Source organism: Kitasatospora sp. NPDC018619, assembly GCF_044391605.1.
Classification (GTDB): Bacteria; Actinomycetota; Actinomycetes; order Streptomycetales; family Streptomycetaceae; genus Kitasatospora.
In genome coordinates, this window is sequence record NZ_JBISAI010000031.1 from 1 (window position 1) to 17,702 (window position 17,702).

11 protein-coding genes are annotated in these 17,702 nt (G+C 71.6%); 2 read left to right on the forward strand and 9 right to left on the reverse strand.

The features are described from left to right. Positions 1-319: 319 nt before the first annotated feature. The 9 genes from ACH5AR_RS31825 to eccD all read right to left on the reverse strand — a co-directional run bounded on the left by ACH5AR_RS31825 (position 320) and on the right by eccD (position 11,364). Positions 320-2,005, reverse strand: a complete 1,686-nt coding sequence (locus ACH5AR_RS31825; protein WP_396305006.1) for a ribonuclease J — start codon at positions 2,003-2,005, stop codon at positions 320-322. 168 nt (positions 2,006-2,173) lie between these two features. Further along, positions 2,174-3,073, reverse strand: a complete 900-nt coding sequence (gene dapA, locus ACH5AR_RS31830; RefSeq protein WP_396305007.1) for a 4-hydroxy-tetrahydrodipicolinate synthase — start codon at positions 3,071-3,073, stop codon at positions 2,174-2,176. A gap of 215 nt (positions 3,074-3,288) precedes the next feature. Continuing rightward, positions 3,289-4,020, reverse strand: coding sequence for an FAD-dependent thymidylate synthase (gene thyX, locus ACH5AR_RS31835; RefSeq protein WP_396305008.1), 732 nt, complete (start codon positions 4,018-4,020; stop codon positions 3,289-3,291). Beyond that, complete coding sequence (locus ACH5AR_RS31840) at positions 4,017-4,475, reverse strand: hypothetical protein (protein WP_396305009.1); 459 nt, start codon at positions 4,473-4,475, stop codon at positions 4,017-4,019. The genes thyX and ACH5AR_RS31840 overlap by 4 nt, the downstream gene beginning before the upstream one ends. A 40-nt stretch (positions 4,476-4,515) precedes the next feature. After that, positions 4,516-5,262, reverse strand: a complete 747-nt coding sequence (gene dapB, locus ACH5AR_RS31845; RefSeq protein WP_396305010.1) for a 4-hydroxy-tetrahydrodipicolinate reductase — start codon at positions 5,260-5,262, stop codon at positions 4,516-4,518. A gap of 32 nt (positions 5,263-5,294) precedes the next feature. Continuing rightward, a complete protein-coding gene (locus ACH5AR_RS31850; RefSeq protein ID WP_396305011.1) occupies positions 5,295-6,626 on the reverse strand; it encodes a M16 family metallopeptidase in 1,332 nt (443 codons plus the stop codon). 140 nt (positions 6,627-6,766) lie between these two features. Continuing rightward, positions 6,767-8,974 (reverse strand): polyribonucleotide nucleotidyltransferase, encoded by a 2,208-nt coding sequence (locus ACH5AR_RS31855; RefSeq protein ID WP_396305012.1) that lies wholly within the window; start codon positions 8,972-8,974, stop codon positions 6,767-6,769. Between the two features lie 452 nt (positions 8,975-9,426). Next, positions 9,427-9,717, reverse strand: a complete 291-nt coding sequence (gene rpsO, locus ACH5AR_RS31860; protein ID WP_148645116.1) for a 30S ribosomal protein S15 — start codon at positions 9,715-9,717, stop codon at positions 9,427-9,429. Positions 9,718-9,906: 189 nt separating this feature from the next. After that, entirely contained in the window at positions 9,907-11,364 is a 1,458-nt protein-coding gene (eccD, locus tag ACH5AR_RS31865; RefSeq protein ID WP_396305013.1) for a type VII secretion integral membrane protein EccD, read from the reverse strand. Positions 11,365-11,722: 358 nt separating this feature from the next. Here eccD and eccCa point away from each other — a divergent pair, with 358 nt between their 5' ends. Continuing rightward, on the forward strand, positions 11,723-15,667 hold the full coding sequence (gene eccCa / locus ACH5AR_RS31870) for a type VII secretion protein EccCa (protein WP_396305014.1): 3,945 nt from the start codon (positions 11,723-11,725) through the stop codon (positions 15,665-15,667). A 468-nt stretch (positions 15,668-16,135) separates the two neighbouring features. Next, complete coding sequence (locus tag ACH5AR_RS31875; RefSeq protein WP_396305015.1) at positions 16,136-17,542, forward strand: APC family permease; 1,407 nt, start codon at positions 16,136-16,138, stop codon at positions 17,540-17,542. Positions 17,543-17,702 lie beyond the last annotated feature (160 nt).

Sequence of the window (17,702 nt, forward strand, 5' to 3'; positions counted from 1 at the left end):
TTTGGCACGCTGTTGAGTTCTCAAGGAACGGACGCTTCCTTCGCGCCGCCTTCCGGCAGGCCCTCCGGGCTTCGTTCTTTCGTGTCTCCAGCTTATCAGATGTTTTCCGCTCCGTTTTCCGGAGTTTCGTTCATTCCGATTCGCTTTCGCCTTTCGGCGCTCCCGGACTCTATCAGAGTCACTCGGTCCGTTTTCCCCGGTCATTCTCGAACCGAAATTCGAGTCAGTTTCCGAGGGGCCGTCCCGTGGGGCAACCCGGAAAACACTACGCACCGGGTCGCCCCACGTCAAACCGGCGTCAGCCGGCGGTGGACGAGCGTCAGACCTCGACGACGACCGGCAGGATCATCGGCCGACGGCGGTAGTTGTCCGCCACCCACTTGCCGACGGTCCGGCGGACCAGCTGCTGCACCTGGCGGGGCTCCAGCACCCCGTCGCTCGCCGAGCGGTCCAGGGCCTCCTGGAGCTTGGCGGCCACCGGCACGAACGCGTTGTCGTCGATGCCGGAGCCGCGCGCCTGGATGGTCGGACCGCCGACGATCTTGCCGTTGGTCGAGTCGACCGCGACGAAGACCGAGATGAAGCCCTCCTCGCCGAGGATCTTGCGGTCCTTGAGCGAGGCCTCGGTGATGTCGCCGACGGAGGAGCCGTCCACGTAGACGTAGCCGGCCTGCACCTTGCCGACGATGCGGGCGACGCCCTTCTCCAGGTCGACGCAGACGCCGTCCTCGGCGATGACCACGCGGTTGCGCGGCACGCCGGTGGCGATGCCCAGCTCGGCGGCCGCGCGCAGGTGGCGCCACTCGCCGTGGACCGGCATCAGGTTGCGCGGCTTGCAGATGTTGAAGAAGTAGAGCAGCTCGCCGGCCGAGGCGTGGCCGGAGACGTGCACCTTGGCGTTGCCCTTGTGCACGACCTTGGCGCCCCAGCGGGTCAGGCCGTTGATCACCCGGTAGACGGCGTTCTCGTTGCCCGGGATGAGCGAGGAGGCCAGGACGACGGTGTCGCCCTCGACGATGCGGATCTGGTGGTCGCGGTTGGCCATCCGGGACAGCGCCGCCATCGGCTCGCCCTGCGAACCGGTGCAGATCAGCACGACCTCCTTGTCCGGCAGGTCGTCCAGCTGCTTGACGTCCACGACCATGTTGCCGGGGACCTTCAGGTACCCGAGGTCGCGGGCGATGCCCATGTTGCGGACCATCGAGCGGCCCACGAAGGCGACCTTGCGCTTGTACTCGTGGGCGGCGTCCAGGACCTGCTGGATGCGGTGCACGTGGCTCGCGAAGGAGGCCACGATGATCCGCTTGTCGGCGTTGGCGAAGACGTTCCGCAGGGCCGCCGAGATGTCCCGCTCGTGCGGGATGAAGCCCGGGACCTCGGCGTTGGTGGAGTCCACCAGCAGCAGGTCCATGCCCTCCTCCGCCAGCTTGGCGAAGGTCGGGAGGTCGGTCAGGCGGCCGTCCAGCGGCAGCTGGTCCATCTTGAAGTCGCCGGTGGCCACGACCATGCCGGCGGGGGTGCGGACGGCCACCGCCAGGGCGTCCGGGATGGAGTGGTTGACCGCGATGAACTCGCAGTCGAAGGGGCCGATGCGCTCGCGCTCGCCCTCCTTCACCTCCAGCACGTACGGCCGGATGCGGTGCTCGGCGAGCTTGGCCTCGATCAGGGCCAGGGTCAGCTTGGAGCCGATCAGCGGGATGTCCGGGTTCTCCCGCAGGAGGAACGGGACGGCGCCGATGTGGTCCTCGTGCCCGTGGGTGAGGATGATGCCGTCGACCTTGTCGAGGCGGTCCCGGATGTAGCTGAAGTCCGGGAGGATCAGGTCCACGCCGGGCTGCTCGTCCTCGGGGAAGAGGACTCCGCAGTCGACGATCAGGATGCGGTCGCCGTACTCGAAGACCGTCATGTTGCGGCCGATCTCGCCGAGGCCGCCGAGCGGAGTGATGCGGAGGGCGCCCTCCTTCAGTGCGGGGGGCGCGCCGAGCTCGGGGTGCGGGTGGCTCAAAAGACTCTCCTCACGACGCACGCCATATGCTCGGGGTCCTCCCCCTGGAGACATATGGCGTGCGTACTCAGTGTCGTTTTCCTACTGGGTCTGTGCTCTCGCGCCGTCTATCCGGTCCAGCGGCGGGCCTGGGGGCCCGGCGAGCCGGGGCGCGCACGTCCGTGTCTGCTAGAGGTGTACCCCGCCGGCGGCGAGATCCTGCTTCAATCGCTCGATCTCCTCGGGGGTCGCGTCGACCAGCGGCAGCCGCAGCGGGCCGCCGGGCAGACCCTGGAGGTCCAGCGCCGCCTTGGTGAGGATCACGCCCTGGGTGCGGAAGATACCGCTGAACACCGGCAGCAGGCGCTGGTGGATGCTGGTGGCCTTGACCACATCGCCCGCCTGGAAGGCGTCGATCATCGTCCGCAGCTCCCCGGCCGCGACGTGCCCGACGACGCTGACCACGCCGACGGCTCCGACCGACAGCAGCGGCAGGGTGAGGATGTCGTCGCCGGAGTACCAGGCGAGGTCGGCGCGGGCGACGGCCCAGGCCGCGGCGGCGACGTCGCCCTTGGCGTCCTTGTTGGCGACGATCCGCGGGTGCTCGCCGAGGCGGACCAGCGTCTCGTGGCTCAGCGCGACCCCGCTTCGGCCCGGGATGTCGTATGTCATGACCGGCAGGCCGGTGGCGTCGGCCACCCCGGTGAAGTGCCGGTACAGGCCCTCCTGCGGGGGCTTGTTGTAGTACGGCGTGACCACCAGCAGGCCGTGCGCCCCGGCGGCCTCGGCCTGCCGGGCCAGTTCGACGGTGTGGCGGGTGTCGTTGGTGCCGACGCCGGCCACCACGTGGGCGCGGTCCCCGACCGCCTCGACCACGGCGCGGACCAGCTGAGCCTTCTCGGCGTCGTCGGTGGTCGGGGACTCACCGGTGGTGCCGTTGACGACGAGGCCGTCGTTGCCGGAGTCCACGAGGTGCGTGGCGAGGCGCTGGGCGCCGTCGAGGTCGAGCGCGCCGTCGGCGGTGAACGGGGTGACCATCGCGGTCAGGACCCGGCCGAACGGCGTCTGGGGAGTGGAGGTCGGAGCCATGCGTCCAAAGCTACTCGTAGGCGGTGGGGCGGTACCCATGCCGGTCCGGTGTTCGGACAGGTGGAGCGCGTCGGCGGCGCGGACGTGGGATTCCGGTGCTGCCCGCTCGGGGGTTCAGGCAGCACCGGAATCCGTGTTCACGAATGTAGGGAGCAGCCATAAAAGCCGCAATCCAGACATGCCAGACACTCTGCCCGGATGCCTGTCGTCCCAGGTCAGGGGGCGACTCGGCCGTGCTTCTCGAAGGCCGCATGGGTGAGCGGCATGAGCTTCGCCCACTGCTCCTCCATCTGCTCGGCGACCATCTCGATCTCGCGCTGCGGGAAGGACGGCACCGCCGAGTTCTCCCGCTTGGTGCGCAGGGACAGGAAGTGCATCAGCGAGCGCGAGTTGCAGGTCGCGTACATCGAGGAGAACAGGCCCACCGGCAGCACCGCGCGCGCCACCTCGCGGGCGACCCCGGCGGCCAGCATCTCCTGGTACCGGGCGTAGGACTCGCGGTACGCGGCCTCCATCGCCCCGGTGGTGGTGCGGTGCTGCTCCGGGGTGCCCTCGTGGAACTCGTACTTGCCGGGGCGGCCCTGCTGGACCAGCTTGCGGTCCTCGCCCGGGACGTAGAAGACCGGCTGCAGCTCGCGGTAGCGGCCGGACTCCTCGTTGTACGACCAGCCGCTGCGGTGCCGGTGGAACTCCCGGAACACGAAGATCGGCGCACTGATGAAGAAGGTCATCGAGTTGTGCTCGAAGGGCGTGCCGTGCCGGTCGCGCATCAGGAAGTTGATCAGGCCCTTGGACTTCTCCGGGTCCTGCTGGACGGCCTCCAGGGACTGTTCGCCCGCGGTCGAGACCCGGGCCGCCCAGATGACGTCCGAGTCGGCGGCGGCGCTGCGGACCAGCTCCACCGTCACGTCGCTGCGGAAGCTGGGGGCCGTCGGTTCGTCGCTCACGCGTTACTCCTTGCGGGTTCGGTGCTGTGCAGCTTGATGGCGTGCTGCATGGTCTTGCGGGCGCGCGGGGTGTCGCCGGCGTCGGCGTAGGCCACGGCGAGGCGGAACCAGACCCGCCAGTCGCCCGGCGAGGCCTGCGCCTCGCTCTGGCGGCGGGCGAACACCGCGTCGGCCGAGGCCCGGTCGATCCGCCCGCCCTTGCTGCGCTTCAGCTCGTCCACCGGCAGGCCGCCCTCGGCCTCCAGCTCGCGGGCCAGCCGCTCGCTGTCCCGGCCGAAGCGGACGGTCTGGCGCAGGAACCAGACGCCGATGACCGGGATCACGAAGGCGCAGACGCCGATGCCGATGCCGAGCGGCTTGCCGGTGGCGACCAGCTGGACGCCCTCGCCCACGCAGACCAGGGCGACCAGCAGCAGCACGCCGGACAGGACGAAGAAGCCGGTACGGGAGGTCATCGCACCCCTCCGGGAGTCGGCACGGTCGGGTTCGACACGGTCACAGGTCCAGGAAGTGTTCGAGGCCGAAGGTCAGCCCGGGCGTTTCGACCACCCGGCGCACGCCCAGCAGGATGCCCGGCATGAAGCTGCTGTGGTGCAGCGAGTCGTGCCGGATGGTGAGCGTCTCGCCGGTGTCGCCGAACATCACCTGCTGGTGCGCGAGCAGGCCGCGCAGCCGTACCGCGTGCACCGGCACCCCGTCCACGTCGGCGCCGCGCGCGCCGGGCAGGCTGTGGGTGGTCGGGTCCTGCTGCGCCGGCCGGCCCCCCTCGGCCCGGGCGGCGGCGATCAGCTGGGCGGTGCGGGTGGCGGTGCCGCTGGGGGCGTCGGCCTTGCGGTCGTGGTGCAGCTCGACCACCTCGACCGACTCGAAGTACCGGGCGGCGATCTGGGAGAACCTCATGCCGAGGATGGCCCCGATGGAGAAGTTCGGCGCGACCAGCAGCCCGAGCTCCGGCGCCTCGGCCAGCCAGCCGCGGACGGTGGCGAGCCGCTCGTCCGTCCAGCCGGTGGTGCCGGTCACCACGTGGATGCCGTGGTGCAGGCAGAAGTCCAGGTTGCCCATCACCGAGTCGGGGTGGGTCAGTTCGACGGCCACCTGGGCGCCCGCCCCGGTCAGCTCCTCCAGCTTCGACCCGCGGCCGAGGGCGGCGACCAGCTCCAGGTCCGGAGCGGCCTCCACGGCCTTGACCGCCTCGGAGCCGATCCGTCCCTTGGCGCCGATCACGGCGACACGCAGCGTCATGGCAAAGTTCCTCTCACCCGGAGTTCAGCAGATCAGACCAGCAGGTCGGCGAGCTTGGCGGCCCGCTTGTCGTTGACCGGACCGATCAGGGCGAGCGACGGCCGGTACGCGCCCAGCACATCACGGGCCACCGCGTGGACGTCGTCCAGGGTCACGGACGCGATCCGCTCCAGCATGTCGTCCACGGACAGGTGGTGCCCGTAGCTCAGCTCGGCCTTGCCGATCCGGTTCATCAGCGAGCCGGTGTCCTCCATGCCGAGCACGGTGGAGCCGGAGATCTGGCCGATCGCGCGGGCCAGCTCCTCCTCGGTGATGCCGTCCTCGACCACCTTGGCCAGCTCGGCGCGGCAGATCCGCAGCACCTCCTCGACCCGCTTGGGCTGGCAGCCGGCATAGATGCCGAACAGCCCGCTGTCCGCGTAGGACGAGGAGTACGAGTAGACCGAGTACGCCAGGCCCCGCTTCTCGCGGACCTCCTGGAACAGCCGGGAGCTCATCCCGCCGCCGAGGGCCGCGTTGAGCACGCCCATCGCCCAGCGGCGCTCGTCGTGCCGCGGCACCCCGGGCACGCCCAGCACCAGGTGGGCCTGCTCGGTGGAGCGGTTGAGCACCTCGACCCGGCCGGCCGTGCGCAGCGCCTTGACGCCGCGGCGGGCCTCGGCGGGGGCCGCGGTGGAGGCCGCCAGCACCGGTGCGAAGGCCTGCTCGACCTGCTTGACCACCTTGCGGTGGTCGAGGTTGCCGGCCGCGGCGACGACCAGGTGCTCGGGCCGGTAGCGGCGGCGGTAGAAGCCGGCGATCTGGTCCCGGGTGAGCGTCCTGATGGTCTCCTGGGTGCCGAGGATCGGGCGGCCGAGCGGGCCGCTGCCGTAGATCACCTTGGCGAACAGGTCGTGCACCACGTCGCCCGGGTCGTCCTCGGCCATCGCCATCTCCTCGAGGATGACGCCGCGCTCGGCCTCCACGTCCTCGGCACGGATCAGCGAGCCGGTGAGCATGTCGCAGACCACGTCGATGGCCAGCGGCAGGTCGGTGTCCAGCACCCGGGCGTAGTAGCAGGTGTTCTCCTTCGCGGTGAAGGCGTTCATCTCGCCGCCGACCGCGTCCAGGGCGGCCGAGATGTCCAGCGCGCTGCGCCGCTCGGTGCCCTTGAAGAGCAGGTGCTCCAGGTAGTGGGTCGCGCCGTTGAGCTGCGGGGTCTCGTCCCGCGAGCCGACGCCGACCCAGATGCCGAAGGTCGCGGAGCGCACCGTCGGCAGGGTCTCGGTGACGACCCGAAGGCCGCCGGGGAGGACGGTGCGGCGCACCGTGCCGGCGCCGTCGACGCCCTTGAGCAGGGTCCGGGTGGTGCCGGGACGCTGCATTACCGCCGGGGCCTGCGCCACGGGGGGTACCTCCAGAGGAAACGCACGCGCGCACAGGCGCGTACGGACGAACGCGTGGACAACGGGGTGCGGCCCGCACGCCGGAGGCGTACGGGCCGCGGGGGTCAGCTAGCGGCGCTTCACTCGGAAGCGGCCTCGCCGCCCTCCTCGCCCTCGATGACCGGGATCAGGGAGAGCTTGCCGCGCGGGTCGATCTCGGCGATCTCGACCTGCACCTTGGCGCCGACGCCGAGGACGTCCTCGACGTTCTCGACGCGCTTGCCGCCGGCCAGCTTGCGGATCTGCGAGATGTGCAGCAGGCCGTCCTTGCCCGGCATCAGCGACACGAACGCGCCGAACGTCGTGGTCTTCACCACGGTGCCCAGGTAGCGCTCGCCGACCTCCGGCATGGTCGGGTTGGCGATCTGGTTGATCGTGGTGCGGGCGGCCTCGGCGGCCGGGCCGTCGGCGGCACCGATGTAGATGGTGCCGTCGTCCTCGATCGTGATCTCGGCGCCGGTGTCCTCCTGGATCTGGTTGATCATCTTGCCCTTGGGGCCGATGACCTCGCCGATCTTGTCCACCGGGATCTTGATGGTGATGATCCGCGGCGCGTTCGGGGACATCTCGTCGGGCGAGTCGATGGCCTCGTTCATCACGTCGAGGATGTGCAGGCGGGCGTCCTTGGCCTGCTTCAGCGCGGCGGCGAGCACCGACGCCGGGATGCCGTTCAGCTTGGTGTCCAGCTGGAGGGCGGTGATGAAGTTGCGGGTACCGGCGACCTTGAAGTCCATGTCGCCGTACGCGTCCTCGGCGCCGAGGATGTCGGTCAGCGTGACGTAGTGGGTCTCGCCGTCGATCTCCTGGGAGATCAGGCCCATGGCGATGCCGGCGACGGCGGCCTTCAGCGGCACACCGGCGTTCAGCAGCGACATGGTCGAGGCGCAGACCGAGCCCATCGAGGTGGAGCCGTTGGAGCCGAGCGCCTCGGAGACCTGGCGGATGGCGTACGGGAACTCCTCGCGGGTCGGCAGCACCGGCAGCAGGGCGCGCTCGGCGAGCGCGCCGTGGCCGATCTCGCGGCGCTTGGGCGAGCCCACGCGGCCGGTCTCACCGACGGAGTACGGCGGGAAGTTGTAGTTGTGCATGTAGCGGCGGCGCGTCTCCGGGGAGAGCGTGTCCAGCTGCTGCTCCATGCGCAGCATGTTCAGCGTGGTGACGCCCAGGATCTGGGTCTCGCCGCGCTCGAACAGGGCCGAGCCGTGCACCCGCGGGATGGCCTCGACCTCGGCGGCCAGGGTGCGGATGTCGGTGACGCCGCGGCCGTCGATGCGGACCTTGTCCTTGATGACGCGCTCGCGGACGATCTTCTTGGTCAGCGCGTTGTACGCGGCGCTGATCTCCTTCTCGCGGCCCTCGAACTCGGGCAGCAGCTTCTCGGCGGCCAGCGCCTTGACGCGGTCCAGCTCGTTGTTGCGCTCCTGCTTGCCCGGGATGGTCAGGGCCTGGGCGAGCTCGTCCTTGACGGCGGCGGTCAGCGCGGCGAGGACGTCGTCCTGGTAGTCCAGGAAGACCGGGAACTCGCCGGTCGGCTTGGCGGCCTGGGCGGCCAGCTGCGACTGCGCGGCGCACAGGACCTTGATGAACGGCTTCGCGGCCTCCAGGCCGGAGGCGACGACCTCCTCGGTCGGCGCCTCGGCGCCGCCCTCGACCAGCTTGATGGTCTTGTCGGTGGCCTCGGCCTCGACCATCATGATCGCGACGTCGCCGTCCGGCAGGACGCGACCGGCGACGACCATGTCGAAGACGGCCGACTCCAGCTCGCTGTGGGTCGGGAAGGCGACCCACTGGCCGTTGATCAGCGCGACGCGGACGCCACCGATCGGGCCGGAGAACGGCAGGCCCGCCAGCTGGGTGGAGGCGGAGGCGGCGTTGATGGCGACCACGTCGTACAGGTGGTCGGGGTTGAGCGCCATCACGGTGACGACGACCTGGACCTCGTTGCGCAGGCCCTTGACGAAGGACGGGCGCAGCGGGCGGTCGATCAGGCGGCAGGTGAGGATCGCGTCCTCGGAGGGCCGGCCCTCGCGACGGAAGAACGAGCCGGGGATGCGGCCCGCGGCGTACATCCGCTCCTCGACGTCCACGGTCAGCGGGAAGAAGTCGAAGTGCTCCTTCGGCTGCTTGGACGCGCTGGTGGCCGACAGCACCATGGTGTCGTCGTCCAGGTAGGCGACGGCGGAGCCGGCGGCCTGACGGGCCAGGCGGCCGGTCTCGAAGCGGATGGTACGGGTGCCGAAGGAACCGTTGTCGATCACGGCCTCGGCGTAGAACACGTTCTCTTCCACCTGGAAGATCTCCTCTTTCGTACGTCTCCGGGAGAGCGTCCCCGCGTACTGCCTGCGGTGGGCCCCGGGCCCTCCTCGGGGAGGGCGGCATCGGGCCGGTCTTCGATCGAAGCCTCCGGAGTGCCCCGCTCGGTCTGCGGGGGTTCCGACGGCCACTACCGAGGACCGGCGCCTCACGGCTGCCGGGCCGGGACGGGCGGTCCGCGTCTGGACGCTCTCTCGGATGCGGGCGGCTTCCGTTTGAAGCCTTCGTCCCGCGGGGGTTCGGGTCCTTCTGCCCGGGTGGCGCGCTGGTGCGCCATCACCCGGCATGCCCACAACCCTACGGTGCAATCCTCGGCCACCTGGGGAGGTGCGCGCGAGTTGTTATCCCAGGGTGCCGCGGCCGGAGGGCCGCGGCATACGCGTGCGGGGCGGCTCCCCGGTGTGGGGAGCCGCCCCGTGCGGCGGTCTTAGCGGGCGCCGCCGGCGGCACCGCGGCGGATGCCCAGGCGGTCGACGAGCGTACGGAAGCGCTCGATGTCCTTCTTGGCCAGGTACTGGAGCAGACGGCGGCGCTGGCCGACCAGGATCAGCAGGCCACGGCGCGAGTGGTGGTCGTGCTTGTGGGCCTTCAGGTGCTCGGTCAGGTCCGAGATGCGGCGGGAGAGCATGGCCACCTGGACCTCGGGGGAGCCGGTGTCGCCCTCCTTCTGGCCGAACTCGGCGATGATCTGCTTCTTGACGTCAGAGGCGAGAGCCACTGCAACTCCTTCGGGGTCTACCGAGCGGTCCTGGTCGACAACACAGGACTCATCGAGAACTCGGTGTCGTGAGCGCGGCCAGGCGGTCGGCGCCCCTGGGAGCGGACACACGGCTGCACTCGAAGGCCAAGAGTACCCGATGCCGACGCCGCGGTGGCCGGTGCGGCGCCGGCGCCCCGCACCCGGCGGTCAGCCGGTGGCGCCGCGGACCAGCCGGTAGACGTCCAGCACGGCGAGTGCCAGCGGGACGAGCGAGATCAGGGTCAGGCTGTCCACCAGGTCCAGGACGCGCCCCCAGAACGGGGAGACCCCGAGCCGCGGCACCACCAGGGCGATCGCGGTGAGCAGCGCGGCGCCGAAGGCGATGGAGGCGGCCAGCCAGATCGTGCGCAGGTCGAGCTCGGTGGTGGAGCCCGCCGCCCGCAGGAAGAACTGCGGGGTGTGCAGGGAGAGCCCGACGATCAGCAGGCTCAGGCCGAGCAGGCCGGCCACGGTGAGGCTGAGCACCTGCGCGGTGTAGCGGAACAGCCGGGCGCGCAGCATGGTGGTCAGGCCCAGGGCGAGCGCGAGCAGCTCGGGGAAGGCCTCGTCGGTGAAGCCGAGGACGGCGCAGGCGCCGACCACGACCGCGGCGCAGCCGCCGACCAGGCCGACCAGCACCTCGTGCCCGCGGCGGGCCTGGTGCGCGATCCGCTCGTACTGGACGGCCTCGGCGCGCTCGGCCTCCTCGTCGTAGTCGCGGCTGCGGGTGCGGGTCTGGCCGGGGGCGCTGAAGCCGACGGGCAGCCGGGCGAAGCGGGCGGAGAGGCCGGGCAGGAAGCCGACCACGGCGACGGCCGCGACGCCGGTGACGGCGGCGATGTGCGCGGTCGGGGTCTGCGGCAGCAGGACGGCCGCGAAGGTGGCGAACGCGCCGGCGGTGGAGACCAGGGCGGCGGCGACGAACACCGCGTCCTTCTCCGGCAGCAGGCCGGCCAGCAGCACCGAGACGACCAGGGCGGCGACGCAGCCGACCAGGAACTGGAGCCGGCCGGGGCCGTCCCCCGCACGGGCGACGGCGATGACGCCGCTGCCGGCGATCACGGCGTGCGGCAGCGCGCCGAGGCCGAGCGCGACGGCCGCGTGGGCGTCCTGGTAGACCCGGGCGCGCACCCCGGCGAACGCGGTGAGCACGACGGCGGTGACGCCGGCCAGCACGCCGGGCAGGCCGTGCATGTCGTGGCGCAGGTCGGAGAACCAGAGCGCGAAGCCGAGCAGGGTGAGCAGCACGCCGGCGCCGATCAGGCCGAAGCCGCGCATCAGCTCGGCGGTCCAGAACCGGCGGTCGGCCCCGACGGCGCTGGCGATCGCGTCGGCGACGTCGTCGTAGACGGCCGGCGGGAGCGACTCGGCGAAGGGGCGCAGCGCCAGCAGGTCGCCGTCGCGGACCTGCTGGGCGGCCAGCGGCAGGCCGCTGTCGAGCACCGTGCCGTCGCGGCGGACCAGGTGGAAGCCGGTGGGGGTGCCGTCGGGCTGGCTCTGGTTGGCCAGGCGCAGCACCTCGGGGTAGACGTCCGCGAGCGGGACGTCCTCGGGCAGGGCGACGTCGATCCGGCGGTCCGGGGCGACGACCGTCACCCGGCAGTAGCCCGTCGCGGCGGCACTCATGCGCCCACCTCGCTGAGCTCGCCCCTACGGGCCCCCACCTCGATCCTTCGACGCACGTGGCTCTCCCCCTTGTTGACGGTGCCGAGGCCCGGCGGCGCTCGGTGCTGCTGTGGAACCGGCCCGACCGGGCCGCGAGTTGGCGCGGCGTTACCCTACCCGCTCGCTCCGGGCCCGGTGCCGGTGCGGGCCGGGCCCTGGCGGGCGGTGCGGGGGCGACCGTTAGGATCGGCGCCTGCGCAAAGGTACGGGGGCTGCGCTGGGTGGGGCGTCCTCAGCCACCGGATTCCCGTACGGCCGTGCGCAGTCGCGTGAGGGCTGATGCCGAAGTGATCGATCGACGCCGCGGGGTGGATGGCACATGGGTGTGATCACGGTCAAGCGACCGGCCAGGGCGTACCCGCCCACCGTGCCGGACGAGCCGGTGGAGCTGGTGAGCCCGCCCGAGCTGCCCCGGCAGGGCGGCGAGGACTGGCTGATGAGCATCCTGCCGATGCTCGGCATGGGCGGTTCGGCGGTGTTCTTCTTCTCGCCGGGGGCCGCGGCACCGATGAAGATCATGGGCGGTCTGATGATCGCCTCGACGGTCGGCATGGCGCTGGCGCAGGTCGTCCGGGCCCGCAAGGGCGGCTCGACCGCGATGGCGGACGAACGGCGCGACTACCTGAAGTACCTCCAGCAGACGCGCCGCCAGGTGCGCCGCACCGCGGAGCGCCAGCGCGGCGCGCTGCTGTTCCTGAACCCGGCCCCGGACCAGCTCTGGTCGATCGTCGAGGACGGCCGCCGGCTGTGGGAACGGCGCACCGGGGACGGCGACTTCGCGCAGATCCGGGTGGGCCTGGGGCCGGTGCAGCTGTCCACCCCGCTGGTGGCGCCGCAGACCGCGCCGATGGACGAACTGGAGCCGCTGTCGGCGGCCGCGATGCACTCCTTCCTGAAGGCGCACGGCACCCTCCAGGACCTGCCGCTGGCCGTCTCGCTGCGGGCCTTCTACCACATCACGGTGTGCGGGGACCCGGACTCGGTGTACGGGAACGTGCGCGCGATGATCGCCCAGCTGACCACCCTGCACTCGCCGGACGACCTGATGGTGGCGGTCGCGGCCGCGCCCGGTGCGGCCGAGGAGTGGGAGTGGGCGAAGTGGCTCCCGCACAACCAGCACCGCAAGGAGGCCGACGGGGCCGGCTCGCGCCGGCTGTTCGCGAGCGACCTGGGCGACCTGGAGTACCTGCTCCAGGACGAGCTGGCCGGCCGCCAGCGCTTCGTGCGGGAGGTGGCGCCGCCGTCCGACCAGCCGCACCTGGTGGTCGTCATGGACGGCGCCGGGGTGCCGCACGACTCGCTGCTGGCGAGCCCGGAGGGCGTGCAGGGAGTGACGGTCATCGAGGTGGTGCCGGGCGAGGTCGACGAGCCCAGCGGGCACCTGATGGTGACCGTCAGCGCCGAGGAGCTGGTGCTGCGCTCCGCCTCCGGCGCGACGTACACCGGCAAGCCGGACCTCCTCTCGGTGTGGCAGTCCGAGGCGCTGGCGCGGCAGTTGGCGCCGTACCGGGTCTCGGCCGGCGGGGACGACGAGCCGCTGCTGTCCAACCTCGACTTCACCGACATGATGAACTCGGGCGACCCGGGCTCCTTCGACGTGGCGCGCAGCTGGCGCCCGCGCGCCCAGCACGAGCGGATGCGGGTGCCGATCGGCGTCGGCGCCAACGGCGAGCACGTCTACCTGGACATCAAGGAGGCGGCGCTGGAGGGCATGGGCCCGCACGGCCTGTGCGTGGGCGCGACCGGGTCCGGCAAGTCGGAGCTGCTGCGCACGCTGGTGCTGGCGCTGGCGATGACCCACTCCTCGGAGATCCTCAACTTCGTCCTCGCCGACTTCAAGGGCGGTGCGACCTTCTCCGGCATGGCGGACATGCCGCACACCTCCGCGGTGATCACCAACCTGGAGGGCGAGCTCACCCTGGTCGACCGCATGCGCGACGCGATCGAGGGCGAGCTGCACCGCCGGCAGGAGCTGCTGCGCTCGGCGGGCAACTACGCCAACATCCACGAGTACGAGCGGGCCCGGGCGGCCGGCGCGGCCCTGGACCCGCTGCCCTCGCTGGTGCTGATCATCGACGAGTTCTCGGAACTGCTCACCGCCAAGCCCGACTTCATCGAGATGTTCATCCAGATCGGCCGGATCGGCCGCTCGCTGGGCGTGCACCTGCTGCTGGCCTCGCAGCGCCTGGAGGAGGGCAAGCTGCGCGGCCTGGACACCTACCTGTCGTACCGGATCGGTCTGCGCACCTTCTCGGCCGCGGAGTCCCGGGCGGCGATCGGCGTGCCGGACGCCTACCACCTGCCGCCGGTGCCGGGCGTCGGCTACCTGAAGTTCGGCGAGGACGTGATGGACCGGTTCAAGGCCGCCTACGTCTCGGGGCCGTACCGGGCGCCGGGGCAGCAGCGGTCGACCGGCGGGCGGCGGGTCGACGCGCGTCCGGTGGAGTTCACCGCGGCCTTCGTGGACCTGCCGGACCCGGTCGAGGAGCAGGCCGCGCCGCAGGCCCCGGAGCAGGACGACGCGCTGGTGGACACGGTGCTGGACGTGTTCGTCCAGCGGATGGCCGGCCAGGGCCCGGCCGCGCACCAGGTGTGGCTGCCGCCGCTGGAGGAGGCGCCGAGCACGGACCACTTGCTGCCGCCGCTCCAGGTGGTGCCGGAGCGCGGGCTGACCGCGCCCGGCTACCCGGTGGGCCGGCTGCGGGTGCCGATCGGCATCGTGGACAAGCCGCGCGAGCAGAAGACGGACATCCTGGAGGTCGACTACGCGGGGGCGGCCGGCCACGGCCTGATCGTGGGCGGCCCGCGCTCCGGCAAGTCGACCGTGGTGCGCACCACGGTGGCCTCCTTCGGCCTCACCCACACCCCGCTGGAGGTGCAGTTCTACCTGCTCGACTTCGGCGCGGGCAGCTTCCAGTCGCTGGCCGGGCTGCCGCACGTCGGCGGGGTGGCCGGGCGTCTGGACGTGGACAAGGTGCGCCGGATGGTCTCCGAGGTGCACGGGGTGCTCAACCGGCGCGAGGAGCTGTTCCGCGCCACCGGGATCGACACCATCGCCACCTACCGGGCCCGCCGGGCGGCCGGGCAGCTGCCGGACGAGGCCTTCGGCGACGTCTTCCTGGTGATCGACGGCTGGAACACCTTCAAGCAGGAGTTCGAGGGCCTGGAGCCGGTGATCGGCGACATCGCCCAGCGCGGCCTCGGCTACGGCGTGCACCTGGTCATCACCGCCGCCCGGTACGCCGAGGTGCGCCCCGCGCTGAAGGACCTGCTGCAGAACCGGACCGAGCTGAAGCTCGGTGACGCGATGGAGTCCGAGGTCGACCGCCGGGTGGCGCAGAACGTGCCGCCGCTGGCCGGGCGCGGCATCACCCCGGAGCGGCTGCACTTCCTGTCCGGCCTGCCCCGGCTGGACGGCTCCTCCTCGGTGGAGGACCTCCAGAACGGCGTGGCCGGGCTGGTCGCGGCCATCGACGGGGCCTGGACCGGCCCGCGCGCCCCGCAGGTGCGGATGCTGCCGGCCGTGCTGGACGGCCACTCGCTGCCGAAGGGCTTCGAGCACCCGGAGCGCGGCGTCGCCTTCGGCGTGGACGAGGCGGAGCTGGCGCCGGTCTTCGTCAACTTCGAGACCGACCCGCTGTTCATCGTCTTCGGCGACACCGAGTCCGGGAAGTCGGCGGTGCTGCGGATGCTGGTCAAGCAGATCACCGAGCGCTACACCCCGGACCAGGCGGGCATCGTGGTCGGCGACTACCGGCGCGCCCTGCTGGGCACCGTGCCGCCGGAGTACCTGGTGGAGTACGCGGCCGCGCAGCCCGCGATGGCGGCCATCGTGGACATGCTGCGCGGCGCCTGCTCGCGCCGCCTGCCGGGCCCGGACGTGACCGCCGAGCAGCTGCGCAACCGCAGCTGGTACAGCGGCAAGGACATGTTCGTGATCGTCGACGACTACGAGCTGGTCGCGACGAGCTCGGGCAACCCGCTGGCCCCGCTGGCCGAGTTCCTGCCGTTCGCCCGCGACATCGGCCTGCGGGTGATCGTGGCCCGCAGCGCGGGCGGCGCCGGCCGCTCGCTGTACGAGCCGGTGCTGCAGCGGATGCGCGAGCTCGGCGGCCAGGGCGTGATCCTCTCCGGCAACCGGGACGAGGGGGCGCTGCTGGGGACGGTCAAGCCGCAGGCGCTGCCGCCGGGCCGCGGGGTCTACGTGTCCCGCCGGGTCACCAGCGGGCAGATGGTCCAGACCGGCTGGCTGCCGGTGGCGTAGTCGCGCCGGCCGTCACGGACGGTGAGCGAAGGGGCCGGACTCGTGGAGTCCGGCCCCTTCGGCGTCCCGGGTGCTGAAACGTTACCTAGCAGTTTCCGGGCGGGCGCTGCGGTTCCCGTACCCGGCCGGGGAGTTCGCGGGCGCCCCGCGGTCGCCTGGGCGTATCGCCGTCTATCCGGAGCACGACCTTTGAATCAGGCCCGTCCTCCTTTGTTCACCTTCGATTCAATCGCGATGTGGCCAAGGTAACAACTCGGGCAAAGCCCGCAATGACGGAAAGTGATCATCGGATCGTATGCCCATGCGGTTCTCCGCAACGGATTCCGAAGCAGTTCCCGCGTTGACGCGATCAATACGCCCAAGGTTCCATGGCGGCCAGGGAGCGACTGGAACCGGACACCGAGAGACCAGCCAGCGGAGGCGATACCGCTCCCACCCCAGCACCGCACAGAGCCGATCGGAAGCCACATGACCGACACGCTTCGACCGCCACAGAACGTAGCCGCCCCGGCGGCCCAGGCGGCAGCGCCCCAGCAGCTCAAGCGCTCGATCGGCGTCGTGGGCGGAACCCTGCTCACGCTGTCCTGCGTCACCCCCGCCTCGACGCTCTTCGTGATCGTGCCGGAACTGTTCTCCAGCATCGGCAGCGCGACCGCGCTGGCCATCGCCATCGGCACGGTGCTCTGCGTCGCGGTCGCGTTCTGCTACTCCGAGCTCGGCACCCTGATCCCCAGCGCCGGCGGCGAGTACGCGATGGTCGGCACCCTGGCCGGGCGGCTGATGGGCTGGCTCGTCTTCGTGCTCTCGCTGATCGTGGTGATGATCGTCCCCTCCGTCATCGCGCTCGGCACCGCCGACTACCTCGCGCCCGTCCTGCACCTCGACAAGGCCATGACCGGCGCCGCCGTGATGCTGGCCGCCACCCTGGCCGGCCTGCTCGACCTGCGCGCCAACGCCTGGATCACCGGCATCTTCCTGGTCCTGGAGGTCATCGCGGCCGGCGTGGTCTCGGTGCTCGGCTTCGCCCACACCAACGGCGACGCCCCGAGCCTGCTGCACGGCGTGGTCACCGGGGACGGCGGCGCCACCACCACGGTGAGCGTGGGCGCCATCGTCGGCGCGCTCGGCATCGCCCTGTTCATCACCCAGGGCTTCTCCACCGCCGTCTACCTGTCCGAGGAGCTGGAGAACCCGCGCCGCAACGTCTCGCGCACCGTGCTGTGGACGCTCGGCATCTCCTCCGCGATCATCCTGGTCCCGGTCGTCGCCATCACCATGGGCGCCCCCGACCTCCAGACCCTCTCCTCCGGCGACATCTCCGGCATGGTCACCGCCTGGAGCAACTCCGCGGTCGGCACCTTCATCAGCCTCTGCGTCGCGCTGGCCATCATCAACGCCGGCATCGTCATGGTCATCCAGAACTCCCGGGTGCTGTTCGCCTCCGCCCGCGACAAGGCCTGGCCGGAGCCGGTCAACAAGGCCTTCGGCACCCTCGGCCGGTTCGGCTCGCCGTGGATCGCCACCCTGGCGGTGGGCCTGCCCGGCGCCGCGCTCTGCTTCGTCAAGGGCGAGCTGCTGAGCAACATCACCGGCGTCGCCGTCACCGGGATGTACCTGCTGGTCGCGATCGCCGCGCTGCTCTCCCGCCGCGCCCGGCACAAGCACGCCGCCGCCTGGCGGATGCCGCTGTGGCCGGCCGTGCCGGCCGTGCTGATCGCCGTCCTGGTCTACGTGATCACCAAGCTGGACACCGAGCCCCTGCTGTGGACCGGCGGCATCACCGCCGCCGCCACCCTCTACTGGCTGTTCTACCTGCGCCCCCGGCCGGACACCCGCTGGGTGATCAGCCTCCCCGAGGACCAGCAGGCCGACTGACCCCACCCCTCCCCCACACAGCGGTGCCCCCGGCCCCCCCCCACGCCCCGGGCCCCCCCCCCGCCCCGTCGTGGGCTGCCACCCCGGGCGGGGGGGGGTCGCCCGCAGCAGCTCCGCGGGCCGCAGCGGATCGCCCCTCGAGGCCCCCGTGACGCGGCCC

What these genes read in the sequence shown, in the direction of transcription:
- dapA (WP_396305007.1), bottom strand. Translation starts at nt 3,073, where the DNA reads ATGGCTCCGACCTCCACTCCCCAGACGCCGTTCGGCCGGGTCCTGACC.
- ACH5AR_RS31840 (WP_396305009.1), bottom strand. Translation starts at nt 4,475, where the DNA reads ATGACCTCCCGTACCGGCTTCTTCGTCCTGTCCGGCGTGCTGCTGCTG.
- dapB (WP_396305010.1), bottom strand. Translation starts at nt 5,262, where the DNA reads ATGACGCTGCGTGTCGCCGTGATCGGCGCCAAGGGACGGATCGGCTCC.
- ACH5AR_RS31850 (WP_396305011.1), bottom strand. Translation starts at nt 6,626, where the DNA reads ATGCAGCGTCCCGGCACCACCCGGACCCTGCTCAAGGGCGTCGACGGC.
- eccD (WP_396305013.1), bottom strand. Translation starts at nt 11,364, where the DNA reads ATGAGTGCCGCCGCGACGGGCTACTGCCGGGTGACGGTCGTCGCCCCG.
- eccCa (WP_396305014.1), top strand. Translation starts at nt 11,723, where the DNA reads ATGGGTGTGATCACGGTCAAGCGACCGGCCAGGGCGTACCCGCCCACC.
- ACH5AR_RS31875 (WP_396305015.1), top strand. Translation starts at nt 16,136, where the DNA reads ATGACCGACACGCTTCGACCGCCACAGAACGTAGCCGCCCCGGCGGCC.